This window comes from Thauera carbonicopians (genome assembly GCF_025699485.1).
Lineage (GTDB): Bacteria > Pseudomonadota > Gammaproteobacteria > Burkholderiales > Rhodocyclaceae > Thauera.
Genome location: NZ_JANUXN010000014.1, coordinates 1 through 14770, shown reverse-complemented (window position 1 = coordinate 14770; position 14770 = coordinate 1). Strand labels below are relative to the sequence as shown.

Annotated in this window: 17 protein-coding genes and 1 pseudogene; 9 read left to right on the top strand and 9 right to left on the bottom strand. The window is 61.3% G+C overall.

All coding sequences use genetic code 11. The annotated features are described in order from the left end of the window. The first annotated feature begins 60 nt into the window (after positions 1-60). The 5 genes and pseudogenes from NX068_RS15700 (at position 61) to NX068_RS15685 (ending at position 1425) form a co-directional block, all read left to right on the top strand. Positions 61-390, top strand: coding sequence for a hypothetical protein (locus tag NX068_RS15700; protein ID WP_263462195.1), 330 nt, complete (start codon positions 61-63; stop codon positions 388-390). A gap of 23 nt (positions 391-413) precedes the next feature. Continuing rightward, positions 414-461, top strand: a pseudogene (locus NX068_RS21265) (hypothetical protein); the annotation flags it as partial. Continuing rightward, the gene (locus NX068_RS15695) at positions 460-642 is read left to right on the top strand and encodes a hypothetical protein (protein ID WP_263462194.1); all 183 of its coding nucleotides are present in this window, start codon (positions 460-462) and stop codon (positions 640-642) included. The pseudogene NX068_RS21265 and the gene NX068_RS15695, both read left to right, overlap by 2 nt. After that, positions 639-875, top strand: a complete 237-nt coding sequence (locus NX068_RS15690) for a hypothetical protein (protein ID WP_263462193.1) — start codon at positions 639-641, stop codon at positions 873-875. Before NX068_RS15695 ends, NX068_RS15690 begins: the two co-directional genes overlap by 4 nt. Next, positions 862-1425, top strand: coding sequence for a terminase small subunit (locus NX068_RS15685; protein WP_263462192.1), 564 nt, complete (start codon positions 862-864; stop codon positions 1423-1425). The genes NX068_RS15690 and NX068_RS15685 overlap by 14 nt, the downstream gene beginning before the upstream one ends. 17 nt (positions 1426-1442) lie before the next feature. Here the strand turns inward: NX068_RS15685 and NX068_RS15680 are convergent, their stop codons facing one another. Further along, positions 1443-1745 carry a BrnA antitoxin family protein gene (locus NX068_RS15680; RefSeq protein WP_263462191.1) on the bottom strand — a complete coding sequence of 101 codons (303 nt, stop codon included), beginning with the start codon at positions 1743-1745 and terminating at the stop codon, positions 1443-1445. Continuing rightward, positions 1723-2001, bottom strand: coding sequence for a BrnT family toxin (locus NX068_RS15675; RefSeq protein ID WP_263462190.1), 279 nt, complete (start codon positions 1999-2001; stop codon positions 1723-1725). The genes NX068_RS15680 and NX068_RS15675 overlap by 23 nt, the downstream gene beginning before the upstream one ends. Positions 2002-2319: 318 nt before the next feature. Between NX068_RS15675 and NX068_RS15670 the strand changes: the two genes are divergently transcribed. Genes NX068_RS15670 through NX068_RS15655 form a run of 4 tightly spaced genes read left to right on the top strand, consistent with a single transcriptional unit; the run spans position 2320 to position 3467 of the window. After that, positions 2320-2727, top strand: a complete 408-nt coding sequence (locus NX068_RS15670; RefSeq protein ID WP_263462189.1) for a hypothetical protein — start codon at positions 2320-2322, stop codon at positions 2725-2727. Between the two features lie 2 nt (positions 2728-2729). Then, positions 2730-3095 (top strand): hypothetical protein, encoded by a 366-nt coding sequence (locus NX068_RS15665; protein ID WP_263462188.1) that lies wholly within the window; start codon positions 2730-2732, stop codon positions 3093-3095. Next, a complete protein-coding gene (locus NX068_RS15660) occupies positions 3092-3313 on the top strand; it encodes a hypothetical protein (protein ID WP_263462187.1) in 222 nt (73 codons plus the stop codon). Before NX068_RS15665 ends, NX068_RS15660 begins: the two co-directional genes overlap by 4 nt. Continuing rightward, on the top strand, positions 3297-3467 hold the full coding sequence (locus NX068_RS15655) for a hypothetical protein (RefSeq protein ID WP_263462186.1): 171 nt from the start codon (positions 3297-3299) through the stop codon (positions 3465-3467). Before NX068_RS15660 ends, NX068_RS15655 begins: the two co-directional genes overlap by 17 nt. 113 nt (positions 3468-3580) lie before the next feature. Here the strand turns inward: NX068_RS15655 and NX068_RS15650 are convergent, their stop codons facing one another. From NX068_RS15650 to NX068_RS15620, 7 genes are all read right to left on the bottom strand, one after another. Then, positions 3581-4390 (bottom strand): S1 family peptidase, encoded by an 810-nt coding sequence (locus tag NX068_RS15650; RefSeq protein WP_263462185.1) that lies wholly within the window; start codon positions 4388-4390, stop codon positions 3581-3583. After that, entirely contained in the window at positions 4387-5268 is an 882-nt protein-coding gene (locus tag NX068_RS15645) for a lytic transglycosylase domain-containing protein (RefSeq protein WP_263462272.1), read from the bottom strand. The genes NX068_RS15650 and NX068_RS15645 overlap by 4 nt, the downstream gene beginning before the upstream one ends. Before the next feature lie 97 nt (positions 5269-5365). After that, positions 5366-6646 carry a nucleotide sugar dehydrogenase gene (locus NX068_RS15640; RefSeq protein WP_263462184.1) on the bottom strand — a complete coding sequence of 427 codons (1281 nt, stop codon included), beginning with the start codon at positions 6644-6646 and terminating at the stop codon, positions 5366-5368. A gap of 47 nt (positions 6647-6693) precedes the next feature. After that, positions 6694-9498, bottom strand: a complete 2805-nt coding sequence (prsT, locus tag NX068_RS15635; RefSeq protein WP_263462183.1) for an XrtA/PEP-CTERM system TPR-repeat protein PrsT — start codon at positions 9496-9498, stop codon at positions 6694-6696. After that, on the bottom strand, positions 9495-10859 hold the full coding sequence (gene prsR / locus NX068_RS15630) for a PEP-CTERM-box response regulator transcription factor (RefSeq protein WP_263462182.1): 1365 nt from the start codon (positions 10857-10859) through the stop codon (positions 9495-9497). The genes prsT and prsR overlap by 4 nt, the downstream gene beginning before the upstream one ends. Then, entirely contained in the window at positions 10852-12933 is a 2082-nt protein-coding gene (gene prsK / locus NX068_RS15625) for an XrtA/PEP-CTERM system histidine kinase PrsK (protein WP_263462181.1), read from the bottom strand. The genes prsR and prsK overlap by 8 nt, the downstream gene beginning before the upstream one ends. 72 nt (positions 12934-13005) lie before the next feature. Then, positions 13006-14388: a TIGR03013 family XrtA/PEP-CTERM system glycosyltransferase gene (locus NX068_RS15620; RefSeq protein ID WP_263462180.1), complete on the bottom strand. Its 1383-nt coding sequence runs from the start codon at positions 14386-14388 to the stop codon at positions 13006-13008. Between the last annotated feature and the right edge of the window lie 382 nt (positions 14389-14770).

The following is a 14770-nucleotide window of genomic DNA, read 5'->3' as shown; positions in this document are numbered from 1 at the left end:
GGGCAGCCGCGCAGGAGTGCAGCCAGACCCTTTCCGAGAATGGACAGGGAGTATTGAAGCATGACGAAAATCACCACCGAAGCAGTGCTCACGGCCATCACCGACTACCGCGGTGAAATCGACACCGATGGCCGCACAGTGTTCTCCACGTCCGACATCGCCCGCGTCATGGGTTGCGACGAGTACCGGGTGCGGGTTGCGTGCTCGTGGCTCCGGCGCCAACGGATCATCGAGGCTATCGAAGGCTCGGCCGTGATCCGTCGCACCGCCCGTACCGGAGAGCGCTACACGGCGAACCTGTACCGACTGAAACCGCAGGCACGGGCCGAGGCCTTCGATGCCCTTTTCCAGACGTTCGGGCTGGGGGGTGAAGGATCGCGGACAGCCTGAAAATTCAAGGGGAGAACAAGCCAATGGCGTTTAAGCCTGGCCAGTCCGGCAACCCGAGAGGCAAGCCGCGTGGAACCAAGCACCGCGGCCGGCGTGTCCGAAGCACAGCAAATCATCTTGCAAGCCGTCGCCGAAGGCTCCCTCACCCCAAGCGAGGCCGCGACGCTCTCCGGCATTGTGGAGAGCCGTCGCAAGGCCTTGGAGACCGTAGAACTCGAATCCCGTATCACCGCCCTGGAGAACCGCAAATGACCAACCTGAAAACCCGCCTTGCAAAGCTTGAGCAGGCCACCCCGCCAGAAAACGACGGTACGATCGTCGTCATCACAGACCAGACCGGCGCGGCGATCAAGATGACCCGGAACGGCCTCCCCTATACCGGCCGACTCGAAGGTATGCGCCGCATCATCGTGCCGGCGAAGCTTCCCGCCGTCGTGGAGACGCGCCACATCTCAGCACAGGAACGCCGCCATGACGAAACGTGACCGAATGACACCAAGGCAGGCTCGCTTCGTTGATGAGTACCTGATCGACCTGAATGCGACACAGGCGGCGATCCGAGCGGGGTACAGCCCACGAACGGCCACCCAGCAGGGCGAACGCCTGTTGAGGAATGTTGAGGTGTGCGGAGCCATTGAAGAAGGGCGCAAGGCGCGCCAGAAGCGTACCGGCATCAGCCAGGACGACACCTTGCGAGAACTGGCGCGAGTCGCCTTCTTCGACCCACGCCGGCTCTTCAATGCAGACGGCAGCCCGAAGGGAATCCATGATCTCGACGACGACACCGCCGCAGCCGTGGCCGGCATCGAGGTGCTGGAGCAGTTCGAGGGATCGGGCAAAGACCGCGTATTCGTCGGCTACCTGAAGAAGTACAAGATTGCGGACAAGAACAGCGCTTTGGAAAAGCTGATGAAGCACCTGGGTCTGTACGAGAAAGACAACAGCCAGAAGACCGATCCGTTGCGCGACCTGCTCGGCCAGCTCTCTGGCAATGTGTTCGGCGCAACACCATCAGGCGCACGCTATGAATCTTGATGTCGGAAAATCCGACATCAACGCGCGACATGCGACCTCACCCATTCGCGCATCGCCGCATTCACCCGTGTCTGCCAGCCCGGCCCGGTAGCCTTCAGCGCGGCCAGCACATCCGCGTCGAAGCGGATGGTGGTCGGCACTTTAGTGGGGGCTTTCTGCGGGCCGCGCCTACGGGTAATCAGGGCCTGCGCGGCAAAGGCCTCGACAGCGGCTTCATCGTTCGGATCGTACGGATCGCCGTCGGCATCGAACGGCACCGGCGCATCGGCTTCGGCCTCACGCTTCACACGAGCCCAGTCAGTTTTGCTGTGCGGATTCATAGACCCTCCTTTCAGACTTCGACGCGCGGCGCAGTGAAATGGCACGCACCGCGTCACCACGAACCACATAGACCAGAACCAGCACCACGCCCATCACCTCGACCATTGCAATATCGACAAGGCGCTGCTCATCCTTACGCGTCGAGGCCAGCGTGATCTTGTTCGGCGAGTCGTAGACCAGCGCAGCATCTGCCAGATCAAGGCCGTGCTTCACGAGGTTGGCCTGCCGCTTGGCTTCGTCGTAGGTGATTTTCATGAGTAAATTGTATTAACAGAAACCACGAAGAGCAAGCTATCTGTTAATACGCTTGACAGCCCCCACCCCGCCCGCCTACTCTGCACACGTCCCCGCAAACAACGGGGCACCGGTTTGGCGACCGGGCTTACTTGGGCGGACAACCGCCCCGCGCGGTTTTTTTACGTCCGCAACATGGTGTTGCCCTATGGGCGGGCCGTGTTGGGAGACCGCAAGGTCTGCCGGTTTCCAAGTACCGGTTCGCCAACCCGACACGGTTCCGCTCACCCGTTTGGCGACGGGAAGGCGGAGAAAAAGACCGCTACTTGGAGTACCACCATGGCACACCCCACCACCGGCGCGCCCGCGTCCAGCACCCTCGAAGCCAGCACCACCGAAGTTCGCCGCCTGCAGCTTGCCATCAAAAACATGGCAGTCACGGCACAATTCAACCTTTCCGAGATCGCAGCCATCGCCCAGCTCGCGCTGGCGGCGATGGAAACCCCGCTCCCCTATCGTTCCCCGGACCTGGGCAAGTGCAGCGGAAGCCTTGCTGACCAGACAGAAGTGGGCGCCTTCCGAACATACGCCAGAAGGCGCCGTGCTCATGTCGCTTCGCGCCGCCCTGGCGAAGGTGGAAGGGAGGACGGCAGCATGACCACGATCAGCCGCTTCACCCTGTACCGCGCGCTGCGCCGCTTCGCCGGCCCGGCGCTGGCCTATCGTCTGACCTTCGGGAGGAAGTGACCATGAGAAATCTACGCGATGCAGTTTTTCTGTTGTGGGAAAAGGCCGAGGACCGTCTGACGCTCGACGAGGTGTCAATGTTTTCCGGCGGGATAGAGAACGCACAGCATCTGGCGCAAGACTTGGCCGTTGTATGCGGCGGCCTCGCCGCCCTCGTCGCGGAAGACAGCGAGAACGGCAATGCCGGCAACTTCCAAAATGGTGAAGAAGTGCAGGCGTTGCTCCGTACGCTCGAATGCGGCTCCGATCAGGTCGCTACCTTGATTGGCCTGGCACGACGCGCAGAACCGCGCCGGCTTGAAATGATGGGCTGGAACGAAATCGAAGCCTACGAGAAGGCGAAGCATTTAAGGAAGGTGAAGTCATGAGCACGGACAACATCGATGTGGATGCCATCAACCTCAAGCTGTCATCGGCCGCCGCGCTCATCGACATGATCTACACGCTTGAAGTCACCGGCGACATCAACAGCCTGAGCCAGCATTCCCTGTCCGGGTGCCTCAGCGAGGCCATGGACCTGGTCAACGATTCGCGCGATCTGCTCATCGGAACAACCAGGAGTGGAAGCGATGAAAGCCCTCATTGAAGTTGCCGCCCGCGACAGCATTTTCGACGCGGCGCTGGCCGATCACCGGCCCAGCCCTCACGCGCTGGGGGTAGATTTGGGGGTAGGAATTCGCCGTACCGCTTCAAATCCTTTTCAGGATAAGGCGGCTACCATCTTCTTCGATTCCTGGTGACAAGGCCAATTCACCGTATCACCCCGTAGCACCAAGACCCAAAAACCCGCACTGCTAAAGGCTTTGCGGGTTTTTTGTCGTGCCTGCCATCCGAAGATGCGATCCGGTGTCGTTCAGGGAGCGTTCCCAATTAGCCTGTGAAGGTACTCCACGGGAATCGCATAACTGATTCCCGAGGGATCGGACAGCACGCTTTCCTTGGTCGATTTGACAAACACCATGTTGATGACGCCGATGACCTCGCCTGTCTTCGGGTCGAACACAGGACTACCGCTATTGCCGGGATAAGCCGTGGCATCGAGTTGATAGACGCGGAACACGTCATTGGCGAGCCGCCGGATGAGGGCGGGATTGAGGTCGCGTGAATTGCCCTGCGGAATGCCGATCGGCGTGATCGCGGAGACGATGCCGCGATGCGTGACCGGAGTCATGCCCAGCACGGCACCGATCGGGAAGCCGGTAAACGCGATCTCCTGCCCTTCCTGTACCCGCTCCCGCGAAGCCAGCTTCAGGGCAGGCAGGGCCTCCCCGCCTTCGAGTCGGAGCACGGCAAGGTCGCGGCTGCGTTCGCTGGCAACGCGGCTGACCTGCCTAACCGTCCCCTGCTGGTCCTTGCCGGGAACGACGATTACCAGCATTTCCATGTTCTCGCTTGCGATCGCTTCCGGAAGCACATGGGCATTGGTCGCAATCATGCGCCCATCGCCGACGACAAAGCCCGTGCCGCGAAACTGGAAAGCGGGGCTGCGGGTACGCTGATAGGTGCCGACCGCAACGACGGAAGGCTTGATGCCGGGCAGGATATCGACCAGGTTCGCCCGCGCAAGCGCAGGACATGCCGTCAGCGCAGCGAACGTACAAACCGATTGCAGCACCCGCCGGCGAATCCCGGCGTGCGCTACGCGCTGCTGTTCAGCATTCATGTGCCGCTCCCTTCCTGTGCGGCCAGGCGCAGGTTGCGCAGCATCCGGCTGGGTGAGACGACACTGCGGTCGTAGGGGTGATGCGCCTGCCCGACGTGGCGAAGGATACGTTCGACATAGGCCTGCGTCTCGCGATAAGGCGGTACGCCGCGATGGCGGTCGACCGCCCCTTCTCCCGCGTTGTAGGCTGCTGCGGCAAGGGCGATATCGCCTTCGAAGTAGGCCAGCAACCAGCGCAGATAGGCCAGACCGCCCCGAATGTTCTGTTCGGGATCGTAGGGCTTGCTGACGTTGAAGCGCTCGGCGGTCTCCGGAATCAGCTGCATGACGCCCATCGCGTTCTTGGGCGACAGGGCTTGCGGATTCAGTGCCGACTCGGTCAGGCCGATGGCCAGCGCCAACACAGGCTGGATACCGTACTTCGGCGAGAGCTCCGACATCAGGCGGGCGATTTCGCGTCGTTCCGGCGACAGACGGGCGATGAGCCCATCGATCGGCCAGCGCTCCCGCACCACATCTGCCGGCCTGCGCAGGCATTCGGGCTTCGCGCGAGCGTCATCTCCCGTGTAGCGCAACATCTTCCTGGCATGCTCGTGGCCCTTGCGGGCAGCCTGGGCAAACAAGGCACCGGCATAGGCGTCGTTGCGCTCGACGCCCCGGCCATTGGCATACATCCAGCCCAGGGAATACATCGCTTCGACGTCGCCCAGGCGAGCCGCTTCACAATAGAGCCGGGCCGCGTAAGGCTGATCACGCGGAACCCCTTCGCCATGCTCGTAGCTCAGGGCTTCCCGCGCCAGATATCGGGCCTGCTCGGCCAGGCGCTTGTCGATGGCGAATGCAGTCGGCGCCGGCAGCGCGATCAAGAGCCCGAGCATCCATTTCATGCCATTCCTGAAAAATCCGGGATGGCCAAAGTCGGAACGGATCGCTACGGACTGCTTCGTCATCACTGCCTCACCGATACGATGGCCCTTACAGGCGCCAGACAACTGCCCCTGCGGCCTCGAGCGCCGCCGGATCGTAGGCCGATTTTACGTCGCTGAACACGCCACCGGGCGAGAGTTTTTGCAATAACCCGGTAACGGGCATGTCCAGGTACTGCTGGTGCGCCACCGCTGCCACGATGGCTTGCGCCTGCGGCAGGGTATCCCATGCGCTGAGGCTCACGCCATACTCATGCTCCGCCTCGGCAGATTCGGCCACCGGATCATGGACGTGGACCCTGCAGCCGTAGCTCTGCAGTTCGCGAATGACGTCGATGACCTTGCTGTTGCGCAGATCGGGGCAGTTTTCCTTGAAGGTCAGGCCGAGCACGACGACATCGGCACCCTTGATGCTAGAGCCCGCGGCGATCATGTTCTTGACCGTCTGCTCGGCGACGTACTTGCCCATGCCGTCGTTGATCCGGCGGCCGGCAAGGATGACCTGCGGGTGGTAGCCGAGCATTTCAGCCTTGTGCGTCAGATAGTAGGGATCGACACCGATGCAGTGGCCGCCGACGAGGCCCGGCCGGAACGGCAGGAAGTTCCATTTGGTACCGGCCGCCTTGAGCACTTCCAGCGTATCGATACCGATCTTGTGGAAGATGACGGCCAGCTCGTTCATCAACGCGATGTTGAGATCGCGCTGGGTGTTTTCGATGACCTTCGCCGCTTCGGCAACCTTGATCGAACTGGCCGGGCAGACACCGGCGGTGATCACCGAGCCGTATACCTGCGCCACCGTTTCCAGCGTCTGGGGCGTGTCGCCGGAGACGACCTTGACGATCCTGGTCACCGTGCGTTCCTTGTCGCCCGGATTGATGCGCTCGGGCGAGTAGCCGACGAAGAAATCCTCCTTCCACTTCAGGCCGGACTCCCGTTCGAGGATGGGAATGCAGACCTCTTCGGTGGCGCCGGGGTAGACCGTGGATTCATAGACCACGATCGCCCCGCGCTTCATGTTGCGACCGACGGTTTCGGACGATTTCACCAGCGGCGTCAGGTCCGGCTGATGTGCGTCATCGACCGGCGTGGGCACGGCAACGATGATGAAATCCGCCTCCTTCAGCACCGAAGGGTCAGTGTGGCAAGTCAGATGCGTCGCCGCACGCAGATCTTCGGTGGCGACTTCGCCGGTCGGATCGATGAAATCACGGTAGGCCGCAACCTTCTGCGGAGACAGGTCGAAGCCGAAGGTCTTTTGTTTCTTGCCGAACTCGACGGCAAGCGGCAAACCGACATAGCCCAGACCGACGACTGCAATGGTGTTCATGAACAGATTCCTTGTTGCAATGTATTCAAATCAATGGGTAAGGATCATCAAAGCGAATTCAGGAGTTCGCTTGCTTCCTTGTGCAGGGGCGTATTTTCCTGCAGCTTGGGCATCAGCGTATCGAGTTCCTTGCGAGCATCGTCCTTGCGCCCCAGCTTTGCATACGAACGCGCCAAGTTCAGGCGCAACTGAGCGAGATCCGGTGCCAGCGACACTGCGCGCTGCAAGTTGGCCAGGCCCTTGTCGGCCTGGCCATGCTCGATCTGGATCACGCCCAGGGTATCGAGGATGGCGGGGTTGTCCGGCGCAAGGTTTTGCGCCCGCTCCGCATATTCGAGTGCCTTCGGATCCTTGACCTGGTTGGCAGCCCAGGCCAAGTTGTTGAGCACCATCGGGTTGTCGGGCGATATCTTCCTCATCGCCTCGAAACCATCGACTGCATCCGCATAGCGGGTCTCGCCCAGTGCACGCTCGGCCAGATAGCCCCTCATCGCCAGATCTTCCGGCTGCTGCCGCAGCCAGTCGGTAGCGAACTTGTCGGCTTCGCCCTTGCGCTCTGCGCGCATCAGCGCGGAATGCAGACGAATCGCGATCTCGCCACTGCTTCTGCGCTCGAGGGCCTGGCGATACACCGACGCCGCCTCGGCCCAGCGATTGCCGGCAGATTCGATCTCCGCCTCCAACACGTAGCCGGCCGGGTTCTCGGCATGCTGCTTCTGCACCGCCCTGGCAACCTTCAGTGCGTCCTCGCGCGCTCCGCGTTCGAGCATCAAACCTGCGAGCCGCTGCTGAGCATCGATCGAGTCCGGCTGCACCGCCAGTGCCCTGCGCACAGCCTGTTCGGCTGCGGCATTGTCCTTCGCCCCCCGATGCACGTCGGCCACCATGATCAAGGGTGCTGCGGATTGCGGACGCAGCGTGGCCAGCCGGTTCAAGGAGGCTATGCCTTGCTGGGTTTCATTGGCCGCCAGTTGAGCACGGGCGAGCGCTTCGACCGCGCGAACGTCGTTCGGGTTTGCTGCACTGAGTTTTTGTGCAGCAGCGAGCGCTTTCGGGAACTCCCGGTTGCGCAAGTGATGCTGGATGATCGCCAGAGCGGGCGCCATGGTTCCCGGCGCAGCCGCTTCCGCGCGCTCGAGCGTGGCAAACACGTCGGCGGGCACAGCACCGGTTGCGACCTGCAGTTCCGCCAGCGCGAGACGAGCCTCGACGTTCTTGTCGTTGCGATCGGCAATCGCGCGAATCCGCGCCAGCGCTTCCTCCGTCTTGCGCTCGCCAAGATCCAGGCGTGCAAGATTCACTGCGGCAGCGAGGAAATCGGCATTGAGCGACAAGGCCTTCTCGAACGCAGCCCGTGCGGCGGGGATGTCCTGCCTGGCCTGCATCACCCCGCCACGCAGGTTATATACGAGCGGATTCTGCGGCTGCTTGCGCTCCAACTCTGCCTGGGCCTTGAGCGCCTTCTCGGTGTCACCGCGCCGCAGGTAGGCAACGACCAGAGCCAGGTCCGCCTGGATGGCAGAGTCGTCCATCGTCGATGCGCTTTCGAAATCAGCCAGCGCACCCTCTGCATCGCCGCTGGCCAGACGGGCCGCACCAAGACGCAGACGGGCCTGAGGATCTTCCGGGGCAGCCTTGGCCGCCCGCTCCAGGTAATCCTCGGCTCTGGCCAGATCGCCGTTGGCGAGAAACACCTGTCCGGCCAATCCCAGTAAGCGTGCGTCGCTTGGCTGCGTCTCGAGCAGCGGTTGCAGCAGTTCGAGCGCACGCGCCGCTTCACCCGAGGACAGATGGGACGTGATCAACAAGGTACGTGCCAATTGCTGGCCAGGAGCACGGCTGAGTACGGTGTTCAGGTGATTGCGGGCCTGGGCCTGGTCGTTGAGTTGCAGCAGCACCGAGCCGGCGAGCAGTTGCGCGGGCAGGAAGTTGGGCGTCTGCTTCAGGACCTGTGCCAGCAAATCGCGCGCTTCGGTCAGACGGCCCTCGCGCGCATCGATGAAGGCCTGGAGATAGCGGGTCGACGGATGATTGGGCGCCGCCTTCTTCATCGCCTCGAAGTGCTTCACCCCTTCTTCGTATCGGCCACCGCGAAACAGCAGGGAAACCAGCGCATAGCGGTAGCCAACTTGGTTGGGACTCAGGCGCACGGCCTCTTCCAGGGCCTTGAGCGCCTCTTCCTGCTTGCCCTGTGCCTGCATAATGTCGGACAAGGCGGCCAACACATCGCCATTATCGGGGCTGTGCGCAACAACGGCCCTGATGGCCTCCTCTGCGCCAGTCGGGTCGTTGCTGAAAAGACGTGCTCGCGCCAGGCCGATGCCGGCCTCGACGTCAGTCGCACGCAGCGTGAGCGCCTGCTGATAGGACCGAATGGCCTCCTGAACATTCGCCTTGCCGAAATGGGCATCACCCACGGCCCCCAGCAGACGCCCCTGCGCAGCATCGTCCTCCAGTTTCACATTGGCGAAATCGGTCAGTACTCGATCGAACTCGCCGGCGCTGACTCTGGCCCTCGCCAGCAGAGGGACGACGTCGATTCTGGCGTAGCCGAGATCGAAGGCATGCTGCAGTTCCTTGATCGCGCCCGCCGTATCGCCTTGCTGCAGGTTGATGCGCCCAAGGAGGAAACGGGCCTCGGCGAGGTTTCCGTTCTCCTGCAGGGCATTCTTCAACTGAATGACCGCAGCATTGGTATCGTTGTTGGACAGATAGCCTTTCGCCGAAGCAAGCATCTGCTCCGGGCTGTCGCTGCAGGCACCCAACAAGGCGGCGGAAACCAGCGCCAGAGCCAGGCCCCGGGAACGCCCTCTCCAGGCCGAAGGCCGCCGGCCCTCTGCAGTGTTGTTCACGATCCGTTCTCCTTCTTCAAACCGAAGCGGTTCATCAAGTCGTAGAGTGAAGGGCGGCTGATTCCAAGGACTTCGGCCGCCCGGGCAATGTTGTTGTTGGTTCGCGCGAGGACCCGCAGCACCGCCCGGCGCTCGGCCTCATCCCGAACCTGACGCAGGTTGAGACGTTCGAGATCCTCGTCGACCGTCTCGAAGCCGAGATCGTCCGCGGTAATGCGGTTGCCGTCGGCCATGATGACTGCGCGCTTGAGGCAGTTTTCCAGTTCCCGCACATTGCCGGGCCACGGATGTGCCTCGATTGCGTTAATCGCATCGTCGGTCAATGTCATCGAACCACGCCCGTTCTCTCGCGCATAACGCTGAACGAAGGCATGGGAGAGCAGCACGGCATCGCCTTCCCGGTCACGCAGCGGAGGGATGTCGACGACGATTTCCGCCAAGCGGTAATAGAGATCCTCGCGGAACGCACCCGTCTTGATCTGCTCTTTCAAATCCCTGTGCGTGGCACACACGATCCGGACATCAACCGGAATCTCGTCACGCCCGCCAACGCGCTCGATGACGCGTTCCTGCAGGAAACGCAGCAGCTTGGCCTGCAGGGGCATCGGCAGATCACCGATTTCGTCGAGGAACAGGGTGCCCTTGTTGGCGGTCTCGATCTTGCCGAGCGTCTGCTTCACCGCTCCGGTGAATGCGCCCTTCTCGTAACCGAACAGCTCGCTTTCCAGCAAGGCTTCGGGAATGGCTGCGCAGTTGATTGCCACGAAGCGCTCCGCGGAACGCGACGACAGTGCGTGAAGGCCGCGCGCAAGCACTTCCTTGCCGGTCCCACTCTCGCCCAACAGGGCTACGGTGACCGATGCTGAAGCAAGCTTCTCGATCGTGCGGCAGATCTTGAGCATCCCGGGATCGCGTGTCAGCAGGCCGGACAGGGGGCTGGCTCCCATTGCCGACAGGCGTGCATTCTCGAGTTGCAGGTCGTGCATGCGGAAAGCCCGCTCGATGGTGAGCGCCAGCAGTTCGGGCTCGAAAGGCTTAGCGAAGAAGTCGTACGCCCCCAACCCAATCGCCTTGACCGCGTTCTCGCGATCATGCTGGCCAGTCAGCACGATCACCTTGGTGTCCGGCGCCAGTACGAGAATTTCGCGCAGCAGCCGAAACCCCTCGGTGACATCGTCAGGCGCTGGAGGAAGCCCCAGGTCCATGGTCACCACTGCAGGTTCGTGGCGGCGCAACTGTGTAATCGCACTTTCCCTGTCGTCTGCAACGACGGTTTCACAGGCATCGAAAGCCCAACGCATCTGCTTCTGCAGCGCAGGATCGTCCTCGACGATCAATAGCGTCCGCTGCTTTTCAGGCATGAATTTCACTGGCTCCGTCTTGTAGATCCTGCCGCCCATCCGACAAGCATGGCAACAGGATGGTTGCTCGCGTCCCCTGTCCGATTTCGCTTTCGAACTGGAGATCGCCACCGATCTCGTTCAGATACTGACGGGTCTCGAACACGCCTATGCCCATGCCGCTGGCCTTAGTCGTCTGGAACGGACGAGACAGGCGGTCGCGAAGGAAATCGGCTGACATGCCGCACCCCGTATCTGCAATCACCAAACTCGCCCTGCCGTCACCGGCAAGACTGAGCTGAGCAGTCACCTTACCATCCTCATTTGTGGCATCCAGTGCATTTTGCACGACATGGCCAATGATTCTCTCCAGGCGCTCGGGATGAGCCAGCACCATCGCTTGGCGAGGAAGCGGGTCGAGCAACTGGATCACGGGCGACTGACAACGCTTCGACTCGCAGACACTGCGCAGGATCTGCACGATATCGACGCCGCGGGGCGAATCGATGGGACGCTTCTCCTGCAACTGCGTCATCAGCCCCCTCATCCGCGACTCGACGTGCGAAACAGTCTCGAGCATATCCTGCTGGAACTCGGGCTTATGTCCGTGGCGCTCCGCGTTCTTGAGCATCAGCGACATCTGCGCGACGAGGTTCTTCAGATCGTGCACGATGAAGGCCGACATCCGATTGAAGGAGTCGAACTTGCGGGCTTCGAGCAGCGCCTCCGCAGCAAGCATCCGCTCGAGATAGCCTGCAGCCTGCCGCTGAGCCGTCTTCAGCAGATCGAGCACCTCCCAATCCACATCGAACGGCGCACGAGGCCTTGCCAGCACGACAAAACCGAGCAGCGAATCCGTGCTCCTGAGGGGTATGACGAGCCACGCATCCGGCAAGTTGGAAAGCCAATCCGGCAATACGAGGCCTTCATAGTACTTGGGGCGACTCCGGTATTCCTCGAGATCGATGATCCACTCGCGTTCATCGAGAAAGCGGCAGAGTCCGGAATCCATCGACTCGACGACATCGATCGCCGGACGGTTCAGGCGAGCATAAGGCACGAATTTGCCGTAGCTGTCGCGCAGCCACAATGTTCCACCAGGACTTTCGACCAGATCCGACAATGCCTTGACGACCGACTGGCCGAGATCGAGCCCCTTGTCCGCCGAGGCCAGCGCCTGGGTGAATCGCAGCCATTCGGTACGATAGTCGTAGCGATACGGGAAAAGGTGCTTGCTGAGGAGAACCCTCAGGCGAGCCCGCTGCGATCCGGAAAAAAGCAGCGCCCCGAGCAGCACGAGACCGCCGAAGAGCAAGGCCATCTGCAACGCCCGCCCCCAGCTTTCTCCAAAATAGCGTACGTAGTAGGCAACCGCGGCAATCACCAGCAGATAGACCCCGGCAGCGGCGAGAGCGGCAGAATGGAACACGACCTCCCGCGACACTGCCATACGCAGTGTCCAGGTAGGGCTGCGTGTCCCAGAAAGCGCGATCAGCGGTATCAGCAGCGCATGCGCCACGCCCCGAACCGCAATGACATCGAGATCGATTCGATTGAACAAGGCTGCATCGGCAAACAGGTACAACTCGAAGATGTAGCCAGCTCCAAGTCCGATGCACAGGGGCTTGATGCCCCATCGGGAGGCATCGGGAAGCGCCCGATAGAGGTGCTCGATGAACATCAGCCCCACTACCGCATGCGCAAGCCAAGCAACCAGGATCGGCCGAATCGGCAACACGATGCCCGGCACGAACACCTCGAAAGCCAGCGATGCCAGTTGGCTTCCAACGACCCCTGCGGCGAGATACGCAGGCCATCGCACGCGTGCGCCCCACAGGGGGCGCATCAGGACGATGAGAAAGGCAAACCATGCCGCACCGCGAAGGCAGTCGAGCAGAACGCCCAGCACCGGCCACGGCGCACCGGTCAAATAGACGGAGCTCGCTTCTGTCGCAGCCCACAGGCAGGACAGCACGACCGCAACCAGGAGGACGCCTCCCGGAAGCCCTCCTCGCCATGCGAAGAAGACGTAGAGCCCGAAGAAGAAAAAGGCCAGCGCCGCAGTGCCGTAACCCCAAAAGGCGAGCTCCAGCACTTCAGGTCTCTCGTTTCAGATCGACGACAGCCAATGCACCTTCACCTTCAGCCGACATACGTCCGGTGCATCTCAATGGGCCCCCTCGCCCGTCAGCACGACGCGAACCGTTTCGAAAAGCACGAGAATGTCGAGAACGAGCGTATGGTTCTTGACGTAGTAAAGATCGTACTGAAGCTTCTCCATCGCATCATCGACAGAGGCGCCATACTGGTAACGAACCTGAGCCCAGCCTGTCACACCAGGCTTGACGCAATGTCGAACATTGTAGAAAGGGATTTCCCGCGCCAGTTGATCGACGAAGAACGGACGCTCGGGGCGCGGTCCAACCATGCTCATGTCGCCGACAAGCACATTGAACAGTTGAGGAAGTTCATCGATCCGTAGCTTGCGAATCACACGCCCCACTCTGGTCACGCGATCATCATTCGACGTCGCCCAACGCGGCTTGCCGTCCTTTTCCGCATCACGACGCATGCTGCGAAACTTGGTCACACGAACAACCCGGCCACCCAATCCGACCCTCTCCTGGCGATAGAACACCGGAGCACCATCCTCGATGAGGATGAACAGCATCGTCACGAGCATGATCGGCATCGCCAAGATCAGCAACAACAATGCTGCACAAATGTCGAACACACGCTTCACGAAGGTGCGGATCAAGCCCTGCCGGAAACCGTCACCATAGATCAACCAACTCGCCCTGAGCGAATCGAGCTTCACCTGCCCCTGGACCCTTTCAAAAAAGGACGACAGATCGACAATGCGAACGCCTTCGAGCTTGCAATCGAGCAATTCACGAAGAGGCAGCACGCCCCCCCGCCGCTCACGCACAGCAACGATGACCTCGTTGACCTTCAAAGTGCGGACGACATCGAGCAGCCCTTGCGCCGGCAGAACCTGCCTCGCATCCACTTCGAGCTTTTCGTCCCCACCGCTCCGCAGGAAGCCGACCACTTCGACGCTACGCTGCAGCGGACGAGTCAGATCACGGTAGACCTGAGCGGCATCGGCCCCGGTGCCGATGATCAGCACGCGCGGAGAAAAAAGGCTGGAAGCCTGCCTTTGGTTGATCAAGCCCCGCATCAACAGCAAGGAGGACAGCAACAACACGACGGTCCATTGCAGCGAATGCGGCGCCATCTCGGCCCAGGGCAGCAGCCCGAAAACACCGTAGGCCACGGGGATGCTGACCAGCAGCGACAGGGCAACACGGGCAAACGCCTGTCGCTTGCAGCGCTGCAGTACAGGACGATAAAGCCCCATTGCGGTATTCAGCCCGACCATCAACACCGCAAAAATCAGGGCAGATGGAGCAAAGACGGCCCAGTCAGGAACTCCAGGCGGCGCCAGGAAGATGACCGTACCCAGCACGACAAGAAACAGCAGCAAGGCATCGAACAGCACCTGTTGCAGCGTGTGAGACGGAAGATAGTGACTGAAGACCTTCAGCATCGTTTACCCCAGACTGAACCCATTCACCTTGGAGCTCCCTCACACCCGACATGAGCGCAAGCAGCTTCCTGACAGACTATCCGACTGACACCCTACAAGCGCGTTAAACCCATCACATCCACGGCATCACAGGCCACGCCAAGAGCCATGAATGCAAAACAACTTTGTATATTATCACGACATTTCAACGCCCATCAGTCAGCGGGTCTCCAGTCGCTGTTCCGGTCGGAGCTTGGTCGGCCGGTCACGAGCGAGACTTCTGGCCGGGTACGGAGTTGGATGTTGCGACGTTTTTCTCTGCGTCGACGCACGAACGCCCGAGACCTGTTTTTGGGTGCTCGGGCGTTGGCGTGGTGTAGTTAGTCTGACGATGACCTACTTT

Coding starts and splice junctions, on each gene's coding strand:
- NX068_RS15650 (WP_263462185.1), bottom strand. CDS start 4,390: ATGAATGCTGAACAGCAGCGCGTAGCGCACGCCGGGATTCGCCGGCGG.
- NX068_RS15700 (WP_263462195.1), top strand. CDS start 61: ATGACGAAAATCACCACCGAAGCAGTGCTCACGGCCATCACCGACTAC.
- NX068_RS15675 (WP_263462190.1), bottom strand. CDS start 2,001: ATGAAAATCACCTACGACGAAGCCAAGCGGCAGGCCAACCTCGTGAAG.
- NX068_RS15685 (WP_263462192.1), top strand. CDS start 862: ATGACGAAACGTGACCGAATGACACCAAGGCAGGCTCGCTTCGTTGAT.
- NX068_RS15645 (WP_263462272.1), bottom strand. CDS start 5,268: ATGCTCGGGCTCTTGATCGCGCTGCCGGCGCCGACTGCATTCGCCATC.
- NX068_RS15665 (WP_263462188.1), top strand. CDS start 2,730: ATGAGAAATCTACGCGATGCAGTTTTTCTGTTGTGGGAAAAGGCCGAG.
- NX068_RS15655 (WP_263462186.1), top strand. CDS start 3,297: ATGAAAGCCCTCATTGAAGTTGCCGCCCGCGACAGCATTTTCGACGCG.
- NX068_RS15640 (WP_263462184.1), bottom strand. CDS start 6,646: ATGAACACCATTGCAGTCGTCGGTCTGGGCTATGTCGGTTTGCCGCTT.
- NX068_RS15620 (WP_263462180.1), bottom strand. CDS start 14,388: ATGCTGAAGGTCTTCAGTCACTATCTTCCGTCTCACACGCTGCAACAG.
- NX068_RS15680 (WP_263462191.1), bottom strand. CDS start 1,745: ATGAATCCGCACAGCAAAACTGACTGGGCTCGTGTGAAGCGTGAGGCC.
- NX068_RS15670 (WP_263462189.1), top strand. CDS start 2,320: ATGGCACACCCCACCACCGGCGCGCCCGCGTCCAGCACCCTCGAAGCC.
- prsR (WP_263462182.1), bottom strand. CDS start 10,859: ATGCCTGAAAAGCAGCGGACGCTATTGATCGTCGAGGACGATCCTGCG.
- NX068_RS15690 (WP_263462193.1), top strand. CDS start 639: ATGACCAACCTGAAAACCCGCCTTGCAAAGCTTGAGCAGGCCACCCCG.
- NX068_RS15660 (WP_263462187.1), top strand. CDS start 3,092: ATGAGCACGGACAACATCGATGTGGATGCCATCAACCTCAAGCTGTCA.